This is a genomic window from Citrobacter sp. TBCS-14, from assembly GCF_005280805.1.
Classification (GTDB): Bacteria; Pseudomonadota; Gammaproteobacteria; order Enterobacterales; family Enterobacteriaceae; genus Citrobacter; species Citrobacter gillenii.
Genome location: NZ_SZWM01000164.1, coordinates 272,812 through 295,284 on the forward strand (window position 1 = coordinate 272,812; position 22,473 = coordinate 295,284).

The 22,473-nt window shown below is 51.6% G+C and carries 21 protein-coding genes; 11 read left to right on the forward strand and 10 right to left on the reverse strand.

All coding sequences use genetic code 11. The annotated features are described in order from the left end of the window. The first annotated feature begins 332 nt into the window (after positions 1-332). The 3 genes from FDX22_RS05040 (at position 333) to FDX22_RS05050 (ending at position 3,055) form a co-directional block, all read left to right on the forward strand. Entirely contained in the window at positions 333-785 is a 453-nt protein-coding gene (locus FDX22_RS05040) for an SgcJ/EcaC family oxidoreductase (RefSeq protein WP_146716799.1), read from the forward strand. A 289-nt stretch (positions 786-1,074) separates the two neighbouring features. Continuing rightward, the gene (locus tag FDX22_RS05045; protein ID WP_146716800.1) at positions 1,075-1,905 is read left to right on the forward strand and encodes an aminoglycoside phosphotransferase family protein; all 831 of its coding nucleotides are present in this window, start codon (positions 1,075-1,077) and stop codon (positions 1,903-1,905) included. A 121-nt stretch (positions 1,906-2,026) separates the two neighbouring features. Next, the gene (locus FDX22_RS05050; RefSeq protein ID WP_146716801.1) at positions 2,027-3,055 is read left to right on the forward strand and encodes a HoxN/HupN/NixA family nickel/cobalt transporter; all 1,029 of its coding nucleotides are present in this window, start codon (positions 2,027-2,029) and stop codon (positions 3,053-3,055) included. A 57-nt stretch (positions 3,056-3,112) separates the two neighbouring features. Here the strand turns inward: FDX22_RS05050 and FDX22_RS05055 are convergent, their stop codons facing one another. Continuing rightward, positions 3,113-4,465 (reverse strand): L-cystine transporter, encoded by a 1,353-nt coding sequence (locus tag FDX22_RS05055; protein ID WP_146716802.1) that lies wholly within the window; start codon positions 4,463-4,465, stop codon positions 3,113-3,115. Between the two features lie 242 nt (positions 4,466-4,707). Beyond that, complete coding sequence (gene rstA, locus FDX22_RS05060) at positions 4,708-5,451, reverse strand: two-component system response regulator RstA (protein ID WP_115258544.1); 744 nt, start codon at positions 5,449-5,451, stop codon at positions 4,708-4,710. A 117-nt stretch (positions 5,452-5,568) separates the two neighbouring features. Between rstA and FDX22_RS05065 the strand changes: the two genes are divergently transcribed. Further along, complete coding sequence (locus FDX22_RS05065) at positions 5,569-5,904, forward strand: GlpM family protein (RefSeq protein ID WP_146716803.1); 336 nt, start codon at positions 5,569-5,571, stop codon at positions 5,902-5,904. Here FDX22_RS05065 and folM read toward each other — a convergent pair. From folM to ydgH, 3 genes are all read right to left on the reverse strand, one after another. Further along, on the reverse strand, positions 5,901-6,620 hold the full coding sequence (folM, locus tag FDX22_RS05070; RefSeq protein WP_096757113.1) for a dihydromonapterin reductase: 720 nt from the start codon (positions 6,618-6,620) through the stop codon (positions 5,901-5,903). The genes FDX22_RS05065 and folM overlap by 4 nt on opposite strands. 37 nt (positions 6,621-6,657) lie before the next feature. Further along, positions 6,658-8,040, reverse strand: a complete 1,383-nt coding sequence (locus tag FDX22_RS05075; protein WP_096757112.1) for an amino acid permease — start codon at positions 8,038-8,040, stop codon at positions 6,658-6,660. A gap of 186 nt (positions 8,041-8,226) precedes the next feature. Further along, positions 8,227-9,171, reverse strand: coding sequence for a DUF1471 family protein YdgH (ydgH, locus tag FDX22_RS05080; protein WP_096757111.1), 945 nt, complete (start codon positions 9,169-9,171; stop codon positions 8,227-8,229). Positions 9,172-9,696: 525 nt separating this feature from the next. On the opposite strand from ydgH, the gene pntA reads away from it, so the two are divergent. Both pntA and pntB read left to right on the forward strand, forming a co-directional pair. Beyond that, positions 9,697-11,226 carry a Re/Si-specific NAD(P)(+) transhydrogenase subunit alpha gene (gene pntA / locus FDX22_RS05085; protein WP_096757110.1) on the forward strand — a complete coding sequence of 510 codons (1,530 nt, stop codon included), beginning with the start codon at positions 9,697-9,699 and terminating at the stop codon, positions 11,224-11,226. Between the two features lie 10 nt (positions 11,227-11,236). After that, positions 11,237-12,625: a Re/Si-specific NAD(P)(+) transhydrogenase subunit beta gene (pntB, locus tag FDX22_RS05090; protein ID WP_096757109.1), complete on the forward strand. Its 1,389-nt coding sequence runs from the start codon at positions 11,237-11,239 to the stop codon at positions 12,623-12,625. A gap of 79 nt (positions 12,626-12,704) precedes the next feature. Here the strand turns inward: pntB and FDX22_RS05095 are convergent, their stop codons facing one another. Next, the gene (locus tag FDX22_RS05095) at positions 12,705-13,739 is read right to left on the reverse strand and encodes an AI-2E family transporter (protein ID WP_115258543.1); all 1,035 of its coding nucleotides are present in this window, start codon (positions 13,737-13,739) and stop codon (positions 12,705-12,707) included. A 414-nt stretch (positions 13,740-14,153) separates the two neighbouring features. Here FDX22_RS05095 and mdtJ point away from each other — a divergent pair, with 414 nt between their 5' ends. Beyond that, a complete protein-coding gene (gene mdtJ / locus FDX22_RS05105) occupies positions 14,154-14,519 on the forward strand; it encodes a multidrug/spermidine efflux SMR transporter subunit MdtJ (protein WP_170972989.1) in 366 nt (121 codons plus the stop codon). Then, the gene (gene mdtI / locus FDX22_RS05110; RefSeq protein ID WP_040233868.1) at positions 14,506-14,835 is read left to right on the forward strand and encodes a multidrug/spermidine efflux SMR transporter subunit MdtI; all 330 of its coding nucleotides are present in this window, start codon (positions 14,506-14,508) and stop codon (positions 14,833-14,835) included. The genes mdtJ and mdtI overlap by 14 nt, the downstream gene beginning before the upstream one ends. A gap of 35 nt (positions 14,836-14,870) precedes the next feature. On the opposite strand, the gene FDX22_RS05115 is transcribed toward mdtI, so the two are convergent. The 3 genes from FDX22_RS05115 to FDX22_RS05125 all read right to left on the reverse strand — a co-directional run bounded on the left by FDX22_RS05115 (position 14,871) and on the right by FDX22_RS05125 (position 17,907). Next, a complete protein-coding gene (locus FDX22_RS05115) occupies positions 14,871-15,692 on the reverse strand; it encodes a serine protease (RefSeq protein WP_117343082.1) in 822 nt (273 codons plus the stop codon). Between the two features lie 269 nt (positions 15,693-15,961). After that, entirely contained in the window at positions 15,962-16,282 is a 321-nt protein-coding gene (gene asr, locus FDX22_RS05120) for an acid resistance repetitive basic protein Asr (protein ID WP_115259947.1), read from the reverse strand. Between the two features lie 137 nt (positions 16,283-16,419). Continuing rightward, positions 16,420-17,907, reverse strand: coding sequence for a carboxypeptidase M32 (locus FDX22_RS05125; protein WP_115258540.1), 1,488 nt, complete (start codon positions 17,905-17,907; stop codon positions 16,420-16,422). Positions 17,908-18,085: 178 nt separating this feature from the next. Here FDX22_RS05125 and FDX22_RS05130 point away from each other — a divergent pair, with 178 nt between their 5' ends. Further along, entirely contained in the window at positions 18,086-18,775 is a 690-nt protein-coding gene (locus FDX22_RS05130) for a CPBP family intramembrane glutamic endopeptidase (RefSeq protein WP_146716804.1), read from the forward strand. Between the two features lie 32 nt (positions 18,776-18,807). On the opposite strand, the gene FDX22_RS05135 is transcribed toward FDX22_RS05130, so the two are convergent. Beyond that, a complete protein-coding gene (locus FDX22_RS05135) occupies positions 18,808-20,061 on the reverse strand; it encodes an MFS transporter (protein WP_115258539.1) in 1,254 nt (417 codons plus the stop codon). A 96-nt stretch (positions 20,062-20,157) separates the two neighbouring features. On the opposite strand from FDX22_RS05135, the gene FDX22_RS05140 reads away from it, so the two are divergent. Both FDX22_RS05140 and mlc read left to right on the forward strand, forming a co-directional pair. Continuing rightward, a complete protein-coding gene (locus FDX22_RS05140; RefSeq protein ID WP_117343086.1) occupies positions 20,158-21,057 on the forward strand; it encodes a LysR family transcriptional regulator in 900 nt (299 codons plus the stop codon). A 128-nt stretch (positions 21,058-21,185) separates the two neighbouring features. Beyond that, positions 21,186-22,406 (forward strand): sugar metabolism global transcriptional regulator Mlc, encoded by a 1,221-nt coding sequence (gene mlc / locus FDX22_RS05145; RefSeq protein WP_115259946.1) that lies wholly within the window; start codon positions 21,186-21,188, stop codon positions 22,404-22,406. Positions 22,407-22,473 lie beyond the last annotated feature (67 nt).

Below are 22,473 nucleotides of genomic sequence, written 5' to 3' on the forward strand. Positions count from 1 at the left end.
ACATCGGCCATTAAGCAGCCAGCAACGAACTCTTCAGTATCTGCACCACCTGTATGGTCCTTATGATCACTTCCCTGATGAGAAAAGCGTACAGAAAGTGCGTGATTGCTGAACTATAATTAACCAGGAAGTTGAACAGTCTCTACCCGTGGCGATAACACAAAAATCTCTTATAACTCCTTCGTATTGAATACCCTTTCCCTCACGGATTCTTTATTTTCACACACAGCGTATGTTGATGATTCCCATTGATAATGACATGCCATGCGATTTTTATAGCCTGGTTATCAATGGTTCAGCATTGCCATACGACCACGAATGGATTGATTAAAATGAAGAAATTATTAGGTCTTATTGCTTCACTGACCCTTCTGTCTGGCCCGGTTTTTGCGGTGTCGGCACCTGACTGCGTGAAGGTCGATAACGCTCAAATCGAAGCGCTATTTGATAAGTGGAACGCATCGTTAAAAACGGGCAACGCGAAGACGGTTTCAGAAAACTATCTCAGCGATGCGGTGTTACTGCCAACGGTATCCAATAAAGCCCGCTTAACGGATGCTGAACGCATTGATTATTTTGAGCATTTTCTGGCGAAGAAACCTACCGGAAAAATTGATACTCGCACTATTCGTCTGGGGTGCAACAAGGCGATAGATACCGGTACCTACACATTTACCTTCGCCGATAAATCTACCGTTTCAGCACGATATACGTTCACTTACGCATGGGATGGAAAAGAGTGGAAAATCTCTACCCATCATTCTTCGGCGATGCCTGAGGGGTAAAAAAAGTGCAGGGGGCGAGAATTCAGCGCTCCCTGTTTTTATCGATGATGTGATTTTATTTTATTCTGAATTCTATGGCGCAATCGACCATAAAGCAGCATAAACGATCTGTTTTTGAAGCTGGCGTTTGCCTCTTTCTCGAGGGCTGTATTTTTCAACCTAGCATAAAATTCTGTATAGATGTAGGTGTCGCCCTGACCCGTCATCGTTATAATGCGGTAAAAATCTCGCTAATGTTCCACCAGCGATTCACTCAGGCTGAAGAGGGTGGTATTACTTTGGAAAGCATATGTTCAGTACCTGGTTAAGCCGCTGGAAACTCATCCCTGATGGTGCTCCCATCGTGACTCATACATCGTATCTGCTACCCGTGACAACAATTCACGGTGGCAAGAAAGCCATTCTTAAACTCACGGATGATGACAGTGAGCGAACCGGTTGTCAGTTGATGACCTGGTGGAACGGGAAAGGGGCGGCGAGGGTGCTGGCTCATGAAAATGGGGCGATTCTGTTAGAACGTGCCACAGGGACACAATCGCTGACGGATATGTCCCGGGAAGACCAGGATGCGCGAGCCTGCCGCATCATTTGCCAAACTGCCCGTCGACTCCATGTTGCGGCAGATACCTCAACACCGCTGCTCACGCCGCTTGAACATTGGTTTCGCGATCTTGAGCCGACAGCGCAACGTTTTGGTGGGATCATGCTTCGTTGCGCGCAGGCAGCCAATGTGCTTTTCTCCACTGCGCAAGATGTCGTGGTGCTGCACGGTGATTTACACCACGGTAATGTGCTTGATTTTGCAGAGTCTGGATGGCTGGCTATCGATCCGAAAGGGTTGTTGGGTGAGCGTGGGTTTGATTACGCCAATATTTTCACCAATCCCGATCTTGCCGATCCTGGTATTGGCATCGCCATTGATCCATCGCGGTTCACCCAGCGCGTCAACATCGTTTCAGAGGCTGCCGGACTTAAACGCGAGCGTCTTCTTCTGTGGATCGCGGCATGGTGTGGACTTTCATCCGCCTGGTTTCTGCAAGACGGGGGCACTGCGGCAATAACCCTGCACGTGGCGGAGCTCGCGTTTGTTGAACTGGACTCAGGGTCTCTGCAACTTTGATCTACGACACGCGTCAGTAATTTTAAACCGTTATCATTAGGCTGATAAATATTTAGATTACCAATCAGTAAATGGCGGGTTAGGTTGTGTCTCTTATGAATAAGTTAATGGGCCGAAAACAATGAACACGTTGTTTTCAGTGTGCAAAAAACGTCCGGATATTATGCTGCTGGTGGCGATTTTGGTCGGGGCAAACATTGTGGCGTGGCTGTGGGCTTTCACGGTGTTTAGTTATCATACCTCGCTTCTGGCGCTGAGCCTGGTCGCCTGGTGTTACGGTTTGCGCCACGCCGTGGATGCCGATCATATCGCCGCCATCGACAGCGCAACCCGCAAACTGATGCAGCAAAAAAAGCGCGCATTGACCACCGGGGCATGGTTTTCTCTCGGACATTCCACCATTGTGGTACTGGCAAGTATTGGCATTGCCCTCACTACCAGCGTGTTTAAACATCATATGGCGTGGTTGCAGAATGTTGGGGGCGTGATCGGTACGGCCGTTTCTGCAGCGTTCTTGCTGATTCTGGCGACCATCAATCTGATTATCTTCTGCCAGGTATGGAAGGCATTCCGTCATTTAAAACGTACGGGCACCTATTACGGAACCGCGGAAGAAATCACGATTTCAGGGCCTCTGAGTTGGCTCTTCCGCTCGGCCTTTAGGCTGGTGGGGAAAGACTGGCATATGTATTTTGTCGGCTTTTTGTTTGGGCTGGGTTTTGATACTGCCACAGAAATTTCGCTGTTAGGCATTTCTGCTTCAGGTGCTTCCAGTGGGATGTCCATCTGGTCCATTCTAGTGTTTCCGGCATTGTTTACCTGTGGCATGGCGTTAATTGATTGCCTCGACAGTATTCTGATGGTCGGGGCCTATGGCTGGGCCTTTAATAAGCCGCAGCGGAAGCTGTATTACAATATGACAATCACCGGAACCTCGGTGATTGTGGCGGTATTTATTGGCGGGCTGGAAGCGTTAGGATTACTGTCCGATGCGTTTTCACTTCAGGGCGGAATGTGGGATACGGTAAGTAATATGAGTGACCACATGGGTAATGTTGGTTTTATGATTATTGCTGTATTTCTCGGTTGCTGGATCCTCTCCGCGCTGAATTATCGCTGGAAAAACTATGACAGGTTGATGCTCAGTTAACCTAAATAAAGCCTTCCTGTCAGCGGGAAGGCTATTATCTGGCACTGCTCTGAACGGTTATTCAGCGTTGCTGAGCGATGTGGACGGTTGCTGCGCGGACGTTTCTTTACGCAAAATTCGGTTAGCCAGCACGCCCGACATCATCGAACCGTTGACGTTTAATGCAGTCCTCGCCATATCGACAATCGGCTCAATAGCAATAAAAATCCCCACCAGCGCGACCGGAAAATTCAGCGTGGAAAGCACAATCAGTGCGGCAAACGTCCCACCACCACCGACGCCCGCCACCCCAATCGATCCCAGCGCAATCGCCGGTAGCATCGCGAGCAGAAAATGTACCGACAGCGGATCGATGCCCATTGTCGGTGCAATCATTGCTACCATAATAGCAGGGTAAATCCCGGCACAGCCATTCTGGCCCATGCTGGAACCAAATGAAGCCGCGATATTGGCAATGGTATTTTGTACGCCAAATTTTTCCTGCGCGGTAATGGCCAGTGGAATAGAGGCAGCGCTGCTGCGCGAAACAAACGCAAAGGTTAAAACCGGCCACACGGTTTTAAAATAGCGCACAGGATTGTTTCCGCTAAGCAGCAAAATTAGCGCATGCACGATAAACATCATCAGCACGGCAATGTAGCAGGCGGCAATAAAGCCTAACAAACTGGCAAATTGTTCAAACCGATAAGCGGAAAACACGCCAGCCATTAATGCCATCACGCCATAGGGGGTGAGGGCAATAACGATGCGCACCATTTTCATCACCCAAATCTGGATGGCGTTAATGCCCGCGCTTAATTTTTCACCTTCTTGCGGTGCATCTTGTTTTACTTTTAATAATGCTACCCCGGCAAGCAGAGTGAAAATCACAATACCAATAACAGAAACGCTTCTGGCCCCGGTAAGATCGAGGAAGATATTGGTGGGGATCAGCGAGGTGACTAGCTTAGGCAGTGAAACGGCGGCTGTTTTACTCACATCCTCAGCCGTCAACGTTGACTGCATATGGCCAAACGCGCTCGCATCCAGACCTAAAACGTGGGCGGTGAGCAGGCCAACAAATCCGGCGATCATCACCAGGCAGAGCATGCTCCCTACGATAGTGAGTGACATTTTGCCAATTCCGGCGCTGTTTTCGAGCTTATTAATCGCCGACAGAATAGAGATAAAGATTAGCGGAACCGCAACCAGTTTGAGTAAATTGACATAACCGTTACCGATGACGTTATACCAATCGATAATTATTTTGCTGTTGTCGGCTGCAATAAAATGCAGGGATAAGCCAATAACGGCACCGATAAAAATGGCAATGAAGACGCTTTTGGACAGGGAGTGACTTTTTTGGTCGATTCTGAATACAGCCCATGAACAAACCAAAAATAACGCGATATACGCGAGAGTAACGAACATAATGTAGCCTCTTGCCTCATTCAGCACCTGAAATGCCGGAAAGAGGGTGTATTTTTGAAATAAAACGCTGAGCCATAGTGGCTCAGGACCGGGACGGATTATAGGGAGGGGGACCACTGACAGCCACACAAAAAGTGTGGTTCAGACCGAGACGAGGTCTTTATGCTTATCCTGTAGACGATTTGCGTGACAGTGTAACGTTAAATGGCGAATTGGGCTGGGTTAAAACCAGCCTGGCGGGGTTATTTGCGTGGTTCATCATCCCAGGCGTGCGGGGCAAACAAATAGCCTTTATTACGGATGGTCTTGATGCGGTACGGCTCTGTGGCGTTATCCAGCAGTTTTTTGCGCAGTCTGGAAATCGCCACATCAACGCTGCGATCCATCCCGTCATAACTCACACCGCGCAGATTTTTCAGCAACGCATCGCGATCCATAATGTGTCCCGCATGGGTTGCCAGCTCCCACAGTAGTTCGAAATCGGCGGTAGATAGCGAAACGGGGTCACCAGCAAGTAGCACGGAACGATTGGTTGGATCGATAGTTAGCGTACCAAAGCGCAGTATGGTATGCGGCGTAAGGGTGGCCGCCTGAATACCTTTTGACTGCGTCGAATGTTCGTTCTGGCGTAAATGCAGGCGCAGGCGGGCCAGCAGCACCGCCGGCGGCGTCGTTTTCAGAATGTAGTCACAGGCTCCCATTTCGAGCGCCAGTATATGGTTCATATCGCTGTCGAGAGACGTCAGCAGAACAATTGGACCCTGCCAGCGCCCGCGCAAATCACGACAGATGGTCATTCCGTCTTTACCAGGCAGCATAATGTCTAACAACACCAGGTCGGGTTGAACCTGCAGGACCTTCTCTTCGGCTAAATCGCCGCGCGGTTCAAGGATGACCTCGATATCATGCCGGGCCAGGTAGGCGGCAATCAGCGAACCGACTTCAGGATCATCTTCAACAAATACGATGGTGTTCATATCATTCATTTTGATTATAAAGTGCCAACATACACCGCCCCTGTTTTTCCTTCCATTAATCTTTTCTAAACGAGAACGCTTCCGTTATGCTAGGGGCTGATGTTATTGATGTGTTAAGGCAAAGTGATGGGGTTACTTATAAAAGCGGCGCTGGGTGCGCTGGTGGTGGTGTTGATTGGCGTGCTGGCTAAAACAAAGAATTACTATATTGCCGGATTAATTCCGCTGTTCCCGACATTTGCGCTGATCGCTCACTATATTGTGGCCAGCGAGCGCGGTATTGAAGCGTTACGCACCACAATTGTCTTCAGTATGTGGTCAATTATTCCCTATTTTGTCTACCTTGTTTCACTGTGGTACTTCACCGGGTTTACGCGCCTGCCCGTCGCGCTCGGCGGGGCGGTAGTCTGCTGGGGCCTGAGCGCGTGGTTGCTGATTATTTGTTGGGTAAAACTGCACTAACGCAGGTGGCGACCGCCATCCAGGGCAAAACTACGCCCGGTGACAAAACAGCTGGTCAACAGATAATCGATTAACTCAATGACCTCTTTCTCGCCGGGCGCGGTTTTCATCAGTGACTTGTTCAGAGCCTGTTGACGATATTCGGCGTCGTCATCTTCGTTAAACAGAATAAGCGATGGTGCGATGGCGTTCACTTTGACTTCTGGTGCCAGTTTACGCGCGAATGAGCGGGTCATGTTGTCCAGTGCAGCCTTGCTGGCGGCATACGCGATATGTTTGTCGCTGCCGCGCTCGACGACGTAATCTGTAAAATGGATGATGTCGCCGGCGGCGTGGCCGTGGCCGCGCAGCAGGCCTTCCAGCGCGTGGTTTAGCAGGTAGGGCGTGTTGACATGGATCTGCATCATGCTGGACAACACGTCAGACAGCGGTTTACCGGGTTTTTCTGCAACCCAGGCGCTGGCATTGTGCACGATGGCGCGTAATCCATCCGTTCGGTTTTTTACGTCATCAGCGAAGGCCAGCACGCCGGCATCGGTCGAAAAATCGGCCTGAATGCACACCGCGCCGGCTTCTTGCAGACCATCAATCGATGGATAATGCGTACGATAGCTGATAATTACCGGCTGTTTTTGATTCAAAAAATGCCATGCAATTGCGAGGCCGATGCGACGGCCTGCGCCGGTGATAAGTATTGGCAGGGGCTTTTTACCCATCGTAATCTCCATTAACATCAAACGATGGGTATGACGTTTACCCCATCAACATCCAGGTAGCCGGAACGGCGGCGACCAGCAGCAGGCCGATCAAAACCAATTCCTGGCGGTTCAGCACGTTATCGTGCGTGTGCGTTTTTCTGGCGTAAAGAAAGACCAATAATCCTGGCGCATACAGCACCACAGACAGCAACAAGTGCATTGGGCCAGAAGCATATAATAACCATAAGCCATAAATGCAGGCACCGACACCAACAGCCTGATGAATCGGGCGGGTGGCGATTTTCAGCAAAAATGCGCCAACGAGAAAATAAGGCACCAGAATCATCTCGGAGGCAATCGTCAGCAGCGTATTATAGTCAGAGCCTGTGAGCCAGATCAGCACCAGACACACCTGTACGCAGATATTGGTGAGCCACAGTGAAGACGACGGTGCACCTTGCGCATTTTGACGTGCGAAAATGCGCGGGAACGCTTTGTGCGTCGATGCCAGAAACGGCACTTCGGCTGCCATAATCGTCCAGCTTAAATAGGCACCGCAGACGGAAACTATCAGACCGGCCGCAATAATAATTTCACCCCACGGCCCCATCATTTTGACCATCAGTCCGGCCATTGACGGGTTACGGATTTCAGCCAGTTCCGGGCGAGCAACCACGCCAAGGGAAAGCAGGGTAACCAACAGATAAACACCCAGCGCGGCCAATACCGCCAGCAGCGTGGCGCGACCGACATCGCGTTTATTGCGGGCACGTGCTGACACTACGACCGCGCCTTCTACCCCGATAAACACCCACAGCGTGATGAGCATGGTGTTTTTGACCTGTTCCCAGACCGGAACACCCAGCGCAATACCGGTAAAATCCAGAGTAAAGGTATCAAGCTTAAACAGCATAAAGGCCAGCACGACAAACAGACCCAGCGGCAATAATTTCGCCAGTGTCGCTACCAGGTTAATGCTGGCGGCGGTTTGTACACCGCGTAATACCAGAAAATGGACCACCCACAGCAGCACTGAGGCCCCGACGATAGACTGCCAGGTATTTCCATCGCCAAATAAACGCAATTCAGGCGTATCGGTGAAGAAGCTGAGTGCGGAAAAAACGATCACCAGATAAGAAACGTTGGCGATAACGGCGCACAGCCAGTAACCCCATGCCGAGCAGAAACCAATCAGTTCGCCAAAACCTTCACGGGCGTAGGTAAAAATACCGCCGTCCAGATCGGGACGGATGCGCGTCAGGATGAGCATGGCAAAGGCCAGCAGGAGAATTCCCGCGCCGGTAATCGCCCAACCAATCAGTAATGCGGCCGGGCTGGCAACCGCTGCCATATTTTGTGGCAGGCTGAAAACGCCCGCGCCGAGCATTGAGCTTAAAACCAGCGCGGTCAGTGCGCTCAGACCCAATTTCTTTTCCATTTGTATCCAGTGACAAAAACGAGAGTGAGAGAATAATTATTTTGGCAAACCGCATAAAAATGGAGGAAGCCACTAAGGCGCGGAATTTTACGGAGAGAAGGGAGCGCATGCAATGGGCATGGGGAGATTTGTGACTAAAAATGCGAAAGGCGGCAAAAAGCCGCCTTATATTGTTACTCGTGACCGTTATTTATACAGATCGGCACTGATGGTCACGTTGTTACCACGTTCCTGCCACTGGCGGGTAATGTGGTAGTACTTGGCGCCTTTTTTCGCGGCACGTTTAGCAACCTGATAAGAAACTTCAGTCATGTTGCCGTAGTTACCGGTGAACTTGATGCTGTCAAACGGCACCATCATGGCGGCGGTTGCTTTGTTCAGTTCTTCTACTTTCGTACCATCCGGAAGCGTGACAGTGTAACGTCCACCTTTGGTTGACTGCGTTTCGAAGAAACGACCCACTTCTGCACTCGGAGATGCGGTGGTAGCTACGCCCGGGATCTCAACTTTCTTCGCGGCTTCGCCACCGGCTGCTAATGCTGCACGTCCGGCATCAGAATCAGCTGGAATGGCGTCAGGGCTTTGTACAACACGTTTTTTCGCATCGGCTTTATAGACAAATGCGGTAATACGCTGGTTGCCACCCTGGTTAGCATCGACCTGACGGACAATATAGAAAGAGTAAGCCCCTTTCTCTCTCGCCGCTTTGGTGATGGCGTCGTTGACTTCAGGCTGGCTACGGTAGAAACCCTGCACCGTGACGGTATCGTACGGTTCCAGCAACACGGCCTGATCTTTGGGTAATTCTACAACACCGTTGATGACGCGATTTTTGTTAGCTTCCGCTTTTTCAGCGTCGGCTTTATAGACGTCGGCAACAACACGCCAGTTACCGCCGCTGCCAAAATCTGAGGTATCAACAACGTAAAAGGAGGCTGCACCGTCTTTATCTGCACGGCGGGATACGGCGGCAACCGCATCACCGATAGCATTAAAACGGCCGGTCACCACAATGCGGTCATAGGGTTTCAGGGCAGCCGCTTGCTCCGGCGTCAATTCTGTCGCTGCATTTACAGAAAAAGCAGTCGCAGAAAGAAGTGCGGACGCCAGGAGAGTGTTCTTAAGCTTCATAAAAATAATCCTTCGCCTTGCGCAAACCAGGTACTGGTATTGTTATTGACTAGAAACGTGGCTGATTATTGCATTTAAATTGTGTCAGTGTCTGCGTCATTTTTCACTCATCGTGCCAGCCGTCGTAACAACATCGATAACATTTAGTGATATGTCTAAAAATTCGGCATTTCAGCGCTAAAACTGATAAATCGGTTGAATTTCATAAGTTAATTTAATGTTAATCAATTGTTCCGTGGTGGCGCTTAATCATGTTTTGCCGCTTGGCTTGAGCGATTTATCGGCCTTTGCGGGCTATTTCAAGGGCATTATCCCTGTCTGCGGGTTAATTCATCCCGGTTTTGCGAATTTCATAATAAATACTGTTTTTTGGCGCTAGATCACAGGCGTTAATTTCAGTAGGTTATACAGAGTTTGTTACTGTTTTATTTTGTTGGGGTAACACTTACCTCTTACGTAAGTGCGCGCAGGCCGCTTGCGAACATTGATAAACCATCATCAAAAATACAGATGGAAGGGAACATTATGCGAATTGGCATACCAAGAGAACGGTTAACCAATGAAACCCGCGTAGCAGCCACACCGAAGACGGTTGAGCAGCTGCTGAAGCTGGGTTTTAGCGTCGCGGTTGAAAGCGGCGCGGGTCAACTGGCAAGTTTTGACGACAAGGCGTTTGTGCAAGCGGGCGCGGAAATTGTTGACGGGGATGCGGTCTGGCAGTCAGAGATTATCCTGAAGGTCAACGCACCAGAAGAATTTGAGATTCCGTTGTTGAATCCGGGGACCACGCTGGTCAGTTTCCTCTGGCCGGCGCAAAACCCGGAGTTGCTGCAAAAACTCGCCGAGCGCAATGTCACCGTGATGGCAATGGACTCCGTACCGCGTATTTCGCGTGCGCAGTCGCTGGATGCCCTCAGTTCGATGGCCAACATCGCCGGATATCGCGCCATTGTTGAAGCGGCGCATGAGTTCGGTCGCTTCTTTACAGGACAAATTACCGCCGCGGGTAAGGTCCCGCCAGCCAAAGTGATGGTGATCGGTGCCGGGGTGGCGGGTCTTGCGGCCATTGGTGCGGCCAACAGCCTGGGGGCGATTGTTCGCGCCTTCGATACGCGCCCGGAAGTGAAAGAACAAGTGCAAAGTATGGGCGCTGAATTCCTCGAGCTGGATTTCAAAGAGGAAGCGGGCAGCGGCGATGGTTACGCCAAGGTGATGTCCGAAGCGTTTATCAAAGCGGAAATGGAACTGTTCGCCGCGCAGGCGAAAGACGTCGATATTATCGTCACCACCGCGTTGATTCCGGGTAAACCGGCCCCGAAACTGATCACCCGTGAAATGGTTGACTCCATGAAAGCGGGCAGCGTGATTGTCGATCTCGCTGCGCAAAACGGCGGTAACTGCGAATACACCGTGGCAAATCAGGTGACCACGACCGAGAACGGCGTCAAGGTTATTGGTTATACCGACCTTCCGGGCCGTTTGCCGACGCAGTCTTCCCAGCTATACGGGACCAACCTCGTTAACCTGCTGAAGCTGCTGTGCAAAGAGAAAGACGGCAATATCACCGTGGATTTCGACGATGTGGTGGTGCGCGGTGTGACGGTGGTTCGCGAAGGTGAAATCACCTGGCCTGCGCCGCCGATCCAGGTTTCCGCTCAGCCTCAGGCGGCAGCAAAAGCTGCACCTGCACCGGTTGAAGAGAAAAAACCAGTCTCACCGTGGCGTAAATACGCCCTGATGGCGTTGGTGGTTATTCTGTTTGGCTGGCTGGCCGATGTGGCGCCAAAAGAGTTCCTTGGACACTTTACCGTGTTCGCGCTTTCCTGCGTGGTCGGTTACTACGTGGTCTGGAACGTGTCGCATGCGCTGCATACGCCGCTGATGTCTGTGACGAACGCCATCTCCGGGATCATCGTTGTGGGGGCATTATTGCAGATTGGCCAGGGTGGCTGGGTGAGTTTCCTGAGCTTTATCGCGGTACTTATTGCCAGCATTAATATTTTCGGTGGCTTCACCGTGACTCAGCGCATGCTGAAAATGTTCCGGAAAAACTAAGGGGTAGCACATGTCTGGAGGATTAGTTACAGCTGCATACATTGTTGCCGCGATCCTGTTTATTTTCAGTCTGGCGGGGCTTTCTAAGCATGAAACGTCCCAGCAGGGTAATAACTTCGGTATCGCCGGGATGGCGATTGCGCTGATTGCCACGATCTTTGGTCCGGATACCGGTAACGTCGCGTGGATTCTGGTTGCCATGATCATCGGTGGCGCGATTGGTATTCGTCTGGCGAAGAAAGTCGAAATGACCGAGATGCCGGAGCTGGTGGCGATCCTGCACAGCTTCGTTGGCCTGGCGGCGGTGCTGGTTGGTTTTAACAGCTACCTGTATCACGAAGCGGGTCTGGAACCGATTCTGGTGAATATTCACCTGACTGAAGTGTTCCTTGGCATCTTCATCGGTGCGGTGACCTTCACGGGTTCTATTGTGGCGTTTGGTAAACTGCGCGGCAAGATATCCTCTAAGCCGCTGATGCTGCCGAATCGCCACAAGCTGAACCTTGCGGCGCTGGTGGTTTCGTTCCTGCTGCTGGTGCTGTTCGTGCGTACTGAAAGCGTGGGTCTGCAGGTTCTGGCGTTGCTGGTGATGACCATTATCGCGTTGGCGTTTGGCTGGCATCTGGTGGCGTCTATCGGCGGGGCAGATATGCCGGTTGTGGTATCGATGCTGAACTCCTATTCAGGATGGGCGGCAGCGGCGGCGGGCTTTATGTTGAGCAACGATCTGCTGATCGTTACCGGTGCGCTGGTGGGTTCTTCGGGTGCGATCCTGTCTTACATTATGTGTAAGGCGATGAACCGCTCCTTCATCAGCGTCATTGCCGGTGGTTTTGGTACCGACGGTTCTTCTACTGGTGACGATCAGGAAGCGGGTGAGCATCGCGAGATTTCCGCGGAAGAAACGGCAGAAATGCTGAAGGATTCGCACTCGGTGATTATCACTCCAGGCTATGGCATGGCGGTGGCGCAGGCACAGTATCCGGTGGCCGAAATCACCGAGAAACTGCGTGCACGCGGCATCAAGGTGCGTTTCGGTATCCACCCGGTTGCCGGGCGTCTTCCGGGGCATATGAACGTGCTGCTGGCGGAAGCGAAGGTGCCTTACGATATCGTGCTGGAAATGGATGAAATCAACGATGATTTCGCCGATACAGACACCGTACTGGTCATCGGCGCGAACGATACCGTTAACCCGGCGGCGCTGGACGATCCGAAAAGCCCAATCGCCGGTATGCCGGTTCTGGAAGTGTGGAAGGCGCAGAATGTCATTGTGTTTAAACGTTCAATGAATACCGGTTATGCCGGCGTGCAGAACCCACTGTTCTTTAAAGATAACACCCATATGCTGTTTGGCGATGCCAAAGCCAGCGTGGATGCAATACTGAAAGCGCTGTAATTATTACTAGCATGTCATACGGCCTCCTCGGAGGCCGTTTTTTTATGGCACATTCCGCTTATTAGTGAGAGAGGCGGCTTCACGCTTTATTGAGATCGCCCAGCAAAACGGCAATGCTTTGGCCGCCTTCAGTTTGCTCAAGTGCAATTTTAACGATGATGGTGAGTGGGACAGAAAGCAGCATGCCAACCGGTCCCAGTAACCAGCCCCAGAATATCAACGACAGAAAAACCACCAGCGTCGATAGCCCCAGTCCGCGTCCCATGATGCGCGGTTCGAGAATGTTACCGAATATCAAGTTAATCGCCAGATAGCCCGCCAGCACCACCAGGGCATCGTAAAATCCGCTAAACACCAGTACCTGAGCAATAGGGGGGATCGCCGCCAGCACGGATCCGATATTGGGGATGTAGTTCAGCGCGAAAGCCAGCAGTCCCCAGACAAATGCGAAGCGGACATCCAGTGCGGCCAGCATGCCCCAGGCGACCAGACCGGTGACAATACTGATGGCCGTTTTGAGGACCAGGTAGTGTGACACGCTGTCGATTGCGCGTTGAATAGCGGCCATTCCCTCAACGGGTCTGCTCATCATTTGTTTGAGTTTGCCGGGTAACTGTGGCACTTCCAGTAGCATAAACACGACGGTCAGCAGCAGTAAAAAGATAGATGACATGGCATTGGACAATTGCGTCAGCAAATTGGTCACCAGCGTCATCGCCGCATTAGGGTCGATATACTTCACGAGTTCGTCGACGGAAACACCAATTCCCGCGCGCTGCAGCCACGGTTCGATATTTTTCAGCGGGATAACCAGTGAAGAACGGTATTGCGGTAGCGTTCTCGCTAATTCATTTAAGGATGTCCCTAAATATGCTAAAAGCAGCACCATTAGCATCACAATAATAACCACCAGCAATGACACGGCTAATACTCGCGGAATGCGAAGTTTGACCATTCGCTGGACCACGGGATTAAGCACCACGGCAATAAATAACGCCAGAATAAAGGGGACAATGATATCGGCCGCAAAGCGGACGCCGGTCAGAATGATCACCAGCATGCCCAACATAATGACTAATTTTAGGCCGCTAAGCGTGATAATGGGTTTCGCCATGTTTATTCCTGAAGAGTTATCCTGAACCTGGATAATAGTGTGATCTGCCTCGAGTCGTTATAACAAAAATCAAACGAACCAGGTAAAGAAGTGAAAAAATTTTGAGTTCGTCTTGAACCTATGATACAAATTGCGTGTGTTTAACTACCGAGGACAATTATCATCCGCGATGACGAGAAGCAACACTGCGGATAATTGTAATATTATGGACAATACGTTCAGGATGTTTTTGCGTTTACCTACACTTCTTCGTACCTCTTCTACTTTCCTGCTTGCAGGTGAGCAACTCTGGCGCAACGCGCTTTAGTCCCTTCTTCTGCCTGAGCTGGCGTTATGCGCTGAGCTATCTGATTTTATTTTTTGGTTTGCTGCATGCAGTAAGCCCAAAGTACTTTATTCTCTAGCAGGAGAAGTATCATGTTTTACTGGATTTTATTAGGTCTGGCCATTGCGGCTGAAATTACAGGTACGCTGTCGATGAAATGGGCAAGCGTAGGTAATGGTAATGCGGGCTTTATTTTAATGCTGGTAATGATCGCCTTATCGTATATTTTTCTCAGTTTCGCCGTTAAAAAAATTGCCCTCGGCGTGGCCTACGCGTTATGGGAAGGTATCGGTATTTTATTTATTACGCTGTTTAGCGTGCTGTTATTTGACGAAACCCTGTCGGCGATGAAGGTGGCCGGATTAGTCTCGCTAGTGTTCGGTATCGTGCTGATTAAATCAGGCACACGAAAGCCAGCAAAAGCGAGGGGCGAGGTGACCCATGCAGCAGTTTGAATGGGTTCACGGCGCCTGGTTGGGGATGGCCATCGTGCTGGAAATTGTCGCTAACGTTTTTTTGAAATTTTCCGATGGTTTTCGTCGTAAAGCCTATGGTGTGCTGTCATTGGTCGCCGTGCTGGCAGCCTTTAGTGCGCTGTCTCAGGCGGTAAAAGGCATCGACCTTTCCGTTGCTTATGCCCTGTGGGGGGGATTCGGGATTGCCGCCACGTTGGCCGCAGGCTGGGTGCTTTTTGGTCAGCGCCTGAATAATAAAGGCTGGATCGGCGTGGCATTGTTGCTGGCCGGTATGATCATGATTAAACTCGCCTGATAAAAATGCTGCCTGTATCTGCGGGCAGCATGTTGTTATCCCTTCGCTAACGCGTCCAGTTTATCGCGAAAACCGGTGACCGAAATCGCGCGGTTATCGGCCCGCCAGCGATCTTTCGCCGCCGGCGCGGAACTCTGCACACCAATCAATTGCCAGCCCGCATCTGTCTTCAGCATCAATGGGGAACCGCTGTCACCCGGGAGCGTGTCGCACTGATGAGACATGACGGTGTTTTGCGCCCAGCCGGTCACTACACAATCCTGATGCGCATACAGATCGTCCAAATGGTCTTCCGGGTAGCCTGACTGAGTGACTTTGCGATCGGCGGCTTTCAGCGCAGCGGTTAATGCGGTTTTATCGCCTTCATACAAGGGAAGCGGTGTAATTCCTGATGGGGGGTAACGCAACACCACCAGACCAAAATCCCAGGGTGCCGCAGAAGGGGGCACAATCCAGCCGTCGCCATCCGCTTTTAAGCGCTTGCCAAGTGAAGGATCAACCCGTGCCTCAATGCCGTGGATTTCATAGCGCCAGACGCCTTTTTTTGACACAAAGCGCAGCGCAACGGCTTTATCCGGCTTGCCTTTAGGGGGCGTTAACAGACAGTGCCCGGCGGTCAAGGCCAGATGCGGAGAAATGAGCGTGGCCGTACACAGGTTACCGCTGGCGGTTTCCAGTTGTCCGATGGCGTCCCAGGGCGATTGAGTCGGGTCTGGGATCTGTACGCGATCGTCATGACCAAAGAAGAGCGTTTTAATGTCTTCAGCTTCAGTGGCGGGCGTTGCTGGCCGATCCGCATGCGCAACGACAGGAGAAAGACAAATAGAACCCAGTAATACCGCAATGGTTTTATGCATATCACACTCTGGTGGGGAATTATGATTATTAAAAGCAAACCCTCAATGAATACTATAGACGGGACGGTGGGAAAGTGGGAGTAAAATCAGGTAACTACACTCAGGAAAGATAAAAGTGCGTGGCAATAAGGCCGCAAATTATCAGTGTAATAAGAATGAACTCAAAGCGGTAATGGGACACCCTTTTACCCTCCGAACGCGGCGCTAAACCGACAAGAGCTAGCGCCGTAGGCGCTGGCGTGGGGGACGCCAGCGTTATTTCTGACGGATTATGCCGCTGGCTGAGCCGCAGGTTTAGCTGCGTCGTGTTTTACGGCTTTTTTGCTGTGCTTTTTAGCTGCCTGTGCTTTTTGCTCTGGTGCTTTTTGTTCTGCAGCAGGTTTAGCGGTGGTTTTTTTGGTGTGTTTCTTGGCAGATTGCGCTTTCTGCGGTGCCGCCTTGTGCTGTTTTTTATGATGTGTGGTTTTAGCCGGGGCTGCTTTGGTGGTGGCTGCAGCGGCCGGAGTCGTGGTGGCCGTTGTTTCAGCAGCAAATGCAGCAGAAGACAGACCCATAGCAGCGGCAACAACCAGAGCTAATACTTTTTTCATTGTCATACCCTCGATTTGGTTTTTCATTCAACCCCACTGCGGGGCCGTTGAAATAACTATATCGCTGTAATATCAAGGCTTCCGTGAGTCATTGGTTTCGGCGTGTAACCATATGTACAATGACTCACGGTAAGCAATTACAGATAACGGGCTTCCAGATGTGCGCGGAAATAGCGGCTACTGAGTGGTTCACCGGTGGCCTGCGTAATCAGCTGTTCGGTGGTAAAGCGGCTACCGTGCTGCCAGATGTTCTGGCGTAACCAGTCAAACAGTGCGCTGAAATCACCCTGAGCAATGGCCGTTTCTAACCCCGGCAACGCGCGATTTGCCGCACTAAACAACTGTGCTGCATACATGGCTCCAAGGGTATAGGAAGGGAAGTAGCCAAAGCCACCGTCGGTCCAGTGGATATCCTGCATACACCCATTACGGTAATTGCCGATGGTTGACAGCCCCAGCCACGCCTGCATTTTCTCATTCCACAAGGCCGGAATATCATCGACTTCAATGTCGCCGTTAATCAGTGCTCGCTCGATTTCGTAGCGCAGGATCACGTGGGCGGGGTAGCTCACTTCATCGGCATCAACGCGGATAAAGCCCGGCTTCACCTGCTGGTTCCAGGCGATAAAATTGCTTTCTTCAAAGGCGGGTTGATCGCCAAAATGCCGCTTCACCGCCGGGATTAACCGCGTCAGGAAGGCGCTGCTTCGACCCAGCTGCATTTCAAAGAACAGGCTTTGGGATTCATGAATGGCGGTAGAGCGTGCCAGGGCGATAGGTTGACCGGACCAGTTACGCGGCAGGTTCTGCTCATAGCGGGCATGGCCGGTTTCATGGATAACGCCAAACAGTGCGCTCAGCAGTTCGTTTTCATCATACCGTGTGGTGATACGCACATCTTCCGGTACGCCGCCGCAGAATGGGTGGGCGCTAATGTCCAGCCGTCCGCCCGCAAAGTCGAATCCCAACTGCGCCATGGTCTCAAGGCCTAACTCGCGCTGCACCGCCGTCGGGAAAGGGCCAACCGGCGCGATTAACGATTGCCGGGACTGTTTGGCGACCACCTTGCTTAACAGGTCCGGGAGCCAGCCTTTGAGGTCGGCGAATAACACGTCCAGGCGGGCGCTGGTCATGTCTGGTTCAAACACATCCAGCAGCGCATCATACGGTGAACAACCTTTGGCCTCGGCACGCAGCCTGGCCTCTTCGCGGCTGTACTTCACCACATCCTTCAGGTTCTCAGCAAAACCTTCCCAGTCATTGGCCGGGCGCTGGCTGCGCCAGGCGTGTTCGCAGCGGCTACCCGCAAGGGATTTGGCTTCAACCAGTGATTCCGGCAACAATGATGCCTGATGATGCAGACGCGACATTTCTCGCAAATTGGCCTGTTCAACATCATTCAATTCTTCGTGTTGCGCGCCGGCAATCCAGGTGGCGACCTTAGGATCGGTTAACAGCTGATGTTCCAGGACGTTCAGTTCCGCCAGCGCTTCGCCACGGGCCTGGCTGCCACCAGGAGGCATCATGGTGAACATGTCCCAACTGGCGATAGCCGAGAGGTGGGAGAAGCGAGAGAGCCGCTGGAACGTGCGGGTGAGCTGTTGGTAATTCGTACTGTTACTCATTATTTTCGTTCTCGTTCTGTTGGACCAGACCTGTGAGTCTAACGTGATTTACCGCATTTACCCATTCCTCGGCAGAGAATGCGAAATGTTGGTAGCTTGTAAGTGATAATGATACTTTTTATCATAAACAAAATTTGATGTTTTAAACTATGGCGTAATCTTTTAGCAGGGAGCCGGTATGCAACAGGAAATCAGTAGTGACTATATCGCCAGAACTCGGGCAGTATCCGGTTGTTTTTCGATGTTTATTCTGATGTTTGTCCTCACGTTTGTCCCCCTTTTTTTTGCTGAAAGCGCGCTGTTACAGGCGCAGGGATTACTGTTCCCACTGCTGTTTGCTGCGGAGTTCGTTGTGCTGGTACCGCTGTATTATTTCTTTTTTAGCAAAAGAGCAGGTCTGGGAAAGGGCACGTTTAACGTGACGTGGTTTGGTATTTTATTTGTCGCACTTTTGCTGGTGCAGTTTGCCGGGCCCTGGCTGCTGGGAATAAGACAAAATGAAGAATGGGTGACAACCCAGGTATCACTACGTAGTTATGCGCTGTGGCTGTCGAGTTTGTCGCTGATATTTATTGCCCCGGTTTATGAGGAAATGATTTTCCGCGGCTGCCTGTTCAATGCCTTTCAGTACTGGTTCAAGGATAAAACCTGGTTGACGTCAGCGGTGGTGTCCGCCATTTTCGCGCTGATGCACACGCAGTATGTGGATTTTAGGACGTTATTGCTGTTGTTTATCGTGTCACTGGTTCTGATTTATGCCCGAATTAAAAGTAACGGCATACTGATGCCAATTATGCTGCATATCTTGATGAACGGGACGGTGGTGGGCATGCAAATCGCGGCTCAGGCATTCGTGCCGTCCACGTAATGCGGTGTGCCCGGCGATACCGGGCATCACAATCAGGCGTGCAAACGGTGATGTAAACGGGACCCCACCAGTAGCGCAAGGATCAGCATCAACGCAATAAACCCGCCGACGCCGTTCCAGCCGTAGTTATGCCAGAAAACGCCACCCAGCGTACCCGCAATGCTCGATCCCAGGTAATAACAGAACAGATACAACGACGAGGCCTGACCTTTGGCGCGTTTAGCGCGCGGACCAATCCAGCTGCTGGCCACCGAATGTGCGGCAAAGAAACCGGCGGAAAAGAGCAGCATCCCGGCAAAAATCAGCCACAGTGAGGTGAACAGCGTCATCAACAAGCCTACGAGCATCACGCCAGTCGAGAACAACATCACCGGGCCACGACCGTAGCGGGTGGTCATTGACCCTGCTTTGGGGGAACTCCAGGTACCGGTAAGGTAAGCCACGGACAGCAGGCCGACCACCGCCTGACTGAGTTCCCAGGGCGACAGCATCAGGCGGTAGCCGATGTAGTTAAACAGCGTGACAAACGACCCCATCAATAAGAATCCGACCACGAAAAGTAGCGGCAATCCGGGGTCACGCCAGTGCAGGCGGAAATTAATAAACAATGACTTAGGCCGCAGTGACGTCGGTCTGAAGTGGCGGGATTCGGGTAAGATTTTCCAGAACATCAGCGCGGAGGCCAGCGCAAAACAGCCGATAGCCGCCAGCGCAATACGCCAGTTAAAAAAGTCGGTAAATACTCCGCTGATCAACCGGCCACTCATGCCGCCAATCGAGTTACCGCTGATATACAGCCCCATCGAAAAGGCGACAAAGCTAGGGTGGATCTCCTCGCTGAGATAGGTCATACCTACCGCGGCGACCCCGCTTAATGACAGGCCAATCAATGCACGCATGATCAGGATACCGTGCCAGCTGGTCATCATCGTTGAAAGTAAGGTGCAGCAGGAAGCCAGCAGGAGCGCGGTGACCATTACCGGCTTGCGGCCAATGGCGTCGGAAAGCGGGCCGGTAAACAGGAGACCGATTGCCAGCATGGCGGTGGAGATAGACAGTGAAATACTGCTGCTGGCAGGCGATACGCCAAACTCATGGGACAGTACCGGCAGGATCGGTTGTACACAATACAGCAGGGCAAATGTCGCCAGCCCGGCGGAAAACAGTGCCAGCGTGACGCGCATAAAAGAGGCGGTGCCGCGTTTTATAAACGCATCTGGCGGGGAGATATTCTGTTCATCAACATCGCTTGTCGGGGCAGTATCGACAGTAGTTGTACGGCTCACATGAAATCCATTGGGTATACAGGACTAGTCTTTAGAGTATGAAAATCACAATATTCTGTCTAATATATTAATAATCTCAAATAATATTTTAAAAATATGAATATTGAACTGCGTCACCTGCGCTACTTTGTGGCGGTTGCGGAAGAACTCCATTTTGGCCGTGCGGCGGCGCGGCTGAACATTTCCCAACCTCCGTTGAGCCAACAGATCCAAATCCTCGAGCAGCAGGTGGGTGCCAGATTGCTGGCGCGAACCAACCGCAGCGTGGCGCTGACCGCCGCAGGCAGGCAGTTTCTGGCCGACAGTCGGCAGATCCTCGGGCTGGTGAATGAAGCTGCAGCAAGAGCTGAACGTCTGCATTTGGGCGAAGCGGGTGAGTTGCGTATCGGATTTACCTCCTCAGCACCGTTTATTAAGGCGGTGTCAGATACGCTGTCCTTTTTTCGCCAGGCTTACCCCGATGTGCATATGCAAACCCGTGAAATGAATACCCGCGAGCAGATTGCCCCATTAAGCGAAGGGACGCTGGATATGGGACTGCTGCGCAATACGCAACTGCCAGACACTCTGCACCGGGAGGTTATCCTGCACGAACCGCTGATGGCGATGATCCCTCGAGCGCATCCATTGGCACAAAAGCCGGTTGTTACTCTGGCGGAACTTTCCCGCGAGCCGTTTGTCTTTTTTGACCCGCACGTGGGGACCGGATTGTATGACGATATTCTTGGCCTGATGCGTCGCTACGACCTGAAGCCGACTATAACTCAGGAGGTCGGGGAGGCGATGACCATTATCGGCCTGGTGGCGGCGGGGTTGGGGGTGTCTATTCTGCCAGCCTCCTTTAAACGGGTACAGCTGTATGAAATGTGTTGGGTACCGATAGCAGAAGAGGATGCTGTATCTGAAATGTGGCTGGTGTGGCCTAAACATCGCGAGCAAAGCCATGCTGCGCAACGCTTTCGCCAGCAGCTTTTAGCGGCGGTACAGCGTGCTTAAATTAGTTTAAAAACCGGTGAAAATGTGCGGTAAATCACACGGCTAAGTAAAAAGTTGACGGAAACCATTGAAGTACTTCACCATAGCCTACAGATTATTTCGGAGCGCGAAAATAAAGGGAGTAAGTGGTGGTTGCTGATAGTCAGCCTGGGCATATCGATCAAATTAAGCAGACCAATGCGGGCGCGGTTTATCGCCTGATAGATCAGCTCGGACCGGTATCGCGTATTGATCTCTCTCGCCTGGCGCAATTAGCGCCTGCCAGTATTACCAAGATTGTCCGCGAAATGCTCGAAGCACATTTGGTGCAAGAACTGGAAATCAAAGAAGCTGGGAGTCGTGGGCGTCCGGCCGTTGGCCTGGTTGTCGAGACGGAAGCCTGGCACTACTTATCTATTCGTATCAGTCGTGGCGAAATTTTTCTCGCACTGCGCGATCTCAGCAGCAAACTGGTGGTTGAAGATTGCCTTGAAATGGCGCTGGTCTCCGAGATCCCGCTGCTCGATCGTGTGATTGCGCAGGTCGATCAATTCTTCATTCGTCATCAGCAAAAGCTTGAACGCTTAACGTCCATTGCCATCACCATGCCGGGCATTATCGATACCGAGAATGGCATCGTTCATCGCATGCCGTTTTACGATGACGTTAAAGAGATGCCACTGGGTGACGCGCTGGAGAGTCATACCGGGGTACCGGTATACATTCAGCACGATATCAGCGCCTGGACCATGGCTGAAGCGCTTTTTGGTGCATCGCGCGGTGCCCGCGACGTGATTCAGGTAGTGATTGACCACAACGTGGGCGCGGGGGTGATCACCGACGGCCATTTACTGCATGCGGGCAGCAGCAGTCTGGTCGAGATTGGCCATACGCAGGTGGACCCGTATGGCAAGCGTTGTTACTGCGGGAATCATGGGTGTCTGGAAACGATAGCCAGTGTAGACAGCGTTCTTGAACTCGCACAGGTGCGTCTGAAGCAGTCGATGAGCTCCTCACTGCATGGCCAACCGTTGACGGTGGATTCAATATGCCTTGCCGCCATGCAGGGTGATTTATTGGCGAAAGATATTATTAACGGCGTCGGTACGCATGTGGGACGCATCCTGGCCATCATGGTGAATTTATTCAACCCGCAAAAGATTTTGATCGGTTCTCCGCTCAGCAAGGCCGCAGATATTCTGTTTCCGACCATTGCTGACAGTATTCGCCAACAGGCGTTGCCAGCCTACAGTAAGCACATTGTTGTTGAGAGCACACAGTTTACCAATCAGGGAACGATGGCGGGGGCCGCACTCGTGAAGGACGCGATGTATAACGGTTCTTTGTTGATTCGTCTATTACAGGGTTAACATTTTTTAACTGTTGTACAAAAAATTGCGCTATCTCAAGCTGATTCAGGTTCTCTTACCTTAGACT

Bases quoted from the DNA above. Each gene is read 5' to 3' on its own strand.
- FDX22_RS05095 (WP_115258543.1), bottom strand. From the start codon at position 13,739: ATGGCGAAACCCATTATCACGCTTAGCGGCCTAAAATTAGTCATTATG.
- rstA (WP_115258544.1), bottom strand. From the start codon at position 5,451: ATGAATGATATGAACACCATCGTATTTGTTGAAGATGATCCTGAAGTC.
- FDX22_RS05050 (WP_146716801.1), top strand. From the start codon at position 2,027: ATGAACACGTTGTTTTCAGTGTGCAAAAAACGTCCGGATATTATGCTG.
- asr (WP_115259947.1), bottom strand. From the start codon at position 16,282: ATGAAAAAAGTATTAGCTCTGGTTGTTGCCGCTGCTATGGGTCTGTCT.
- ydgH (WP_096757111.1), bottom strand. From the start codon at position 9,171: ATGAAGCTTAAGAACACTCTCCTGGCGTCCGCACTTCTTTCTGCGACT.
- folM (WP_096757113.1), bottom strand. From the start codon at position 6,620: ATGGGTAAAAAGCCCCTGCCAATACTTATCACCGGCGCAGGCCGTCGC.
- FDX22_RS05055 (WP_146716802.1), bottom strand. From the start codon at position 4,465: ATGTTCGTTACTCTCGCGTATATCGCGTTATTTTTGGTTTGTTCATGG.
- mdtI (WP_040233868.1), top strand. From the start codon at position 14,506: ATGCAGCAGTTTGAATGGGTTCACGGCGCCTGGTTGGGGATGGCCATC.
- FDX22_RS05130 (WP_146716804.1), top strand. From the start codon at position 18,086: ATGCAACAGGAAATCAGTAGTGACTATATCGCCAGAACTCGGGCAGTA.
- pntA (WP_096757110.1), top strand. From the start codon at position 9,697: ATGCGAATTGGCATACCAAGAGAACGGTTAACCAATGAAACCCGCGTA.
- FDX22_RS05125 (WP_115258540.1), bottom strand. From the start codon at position 17,907: ATGAGTAACAGTACGAATTACCAACAGCTCACCCGCACGTTCCAGCGG.
- FDX22_RS05115 (WP_117343082.1), bottom strand. From the start codon at position 15,692: ATGCATAAAACCATTGCGGTATTACTGGGTTCTATTTGTCTTTCTCCT.
- FDX22_RS05075 (WP_096757112.1), bottom strand. From the start codon at position 8,040: ATGGAAAAGAAATTGGGTCTGAGCGCACTGACCGCGCTGGTTTTAAGC.
- FDX22_RS05065 (WP_146716803.1), top strand. From the start codon at position 5,569: ATGGGGTTACTTATAAAAGCGGCGCTGGGTGCGCTGGTGGTGGTGTTG.
- FDX22_RS05045 (WP_146716800.1), top strand. From the start codon at position 1,075: ATGTTCAGTACCTGGTTAAGCCGCTGGAAACTCATCCCTGATGGTGCT.
- FDX22_RS05140 (WP_117343086.1), top strand. From the start codon at position 20,158: ATGAATATTGAACTGCGTCACCTGCGCTACTTTGTGGCGGTTGCGGAA.
- pntB (WP_096757109.1), top strand. From the start codon at position 11,237: ATGTCTGGAGGATTAGTTACAGCTGCATACATTGTTGCCGCGATCCTG.
- FDX22_RS05040 (WP_146716799.1), top strand. From the start codon at position 333: ATGAAGAAATTATTAGGTCTTATTGCTTCACTGACCCTTCTGTCTGGC.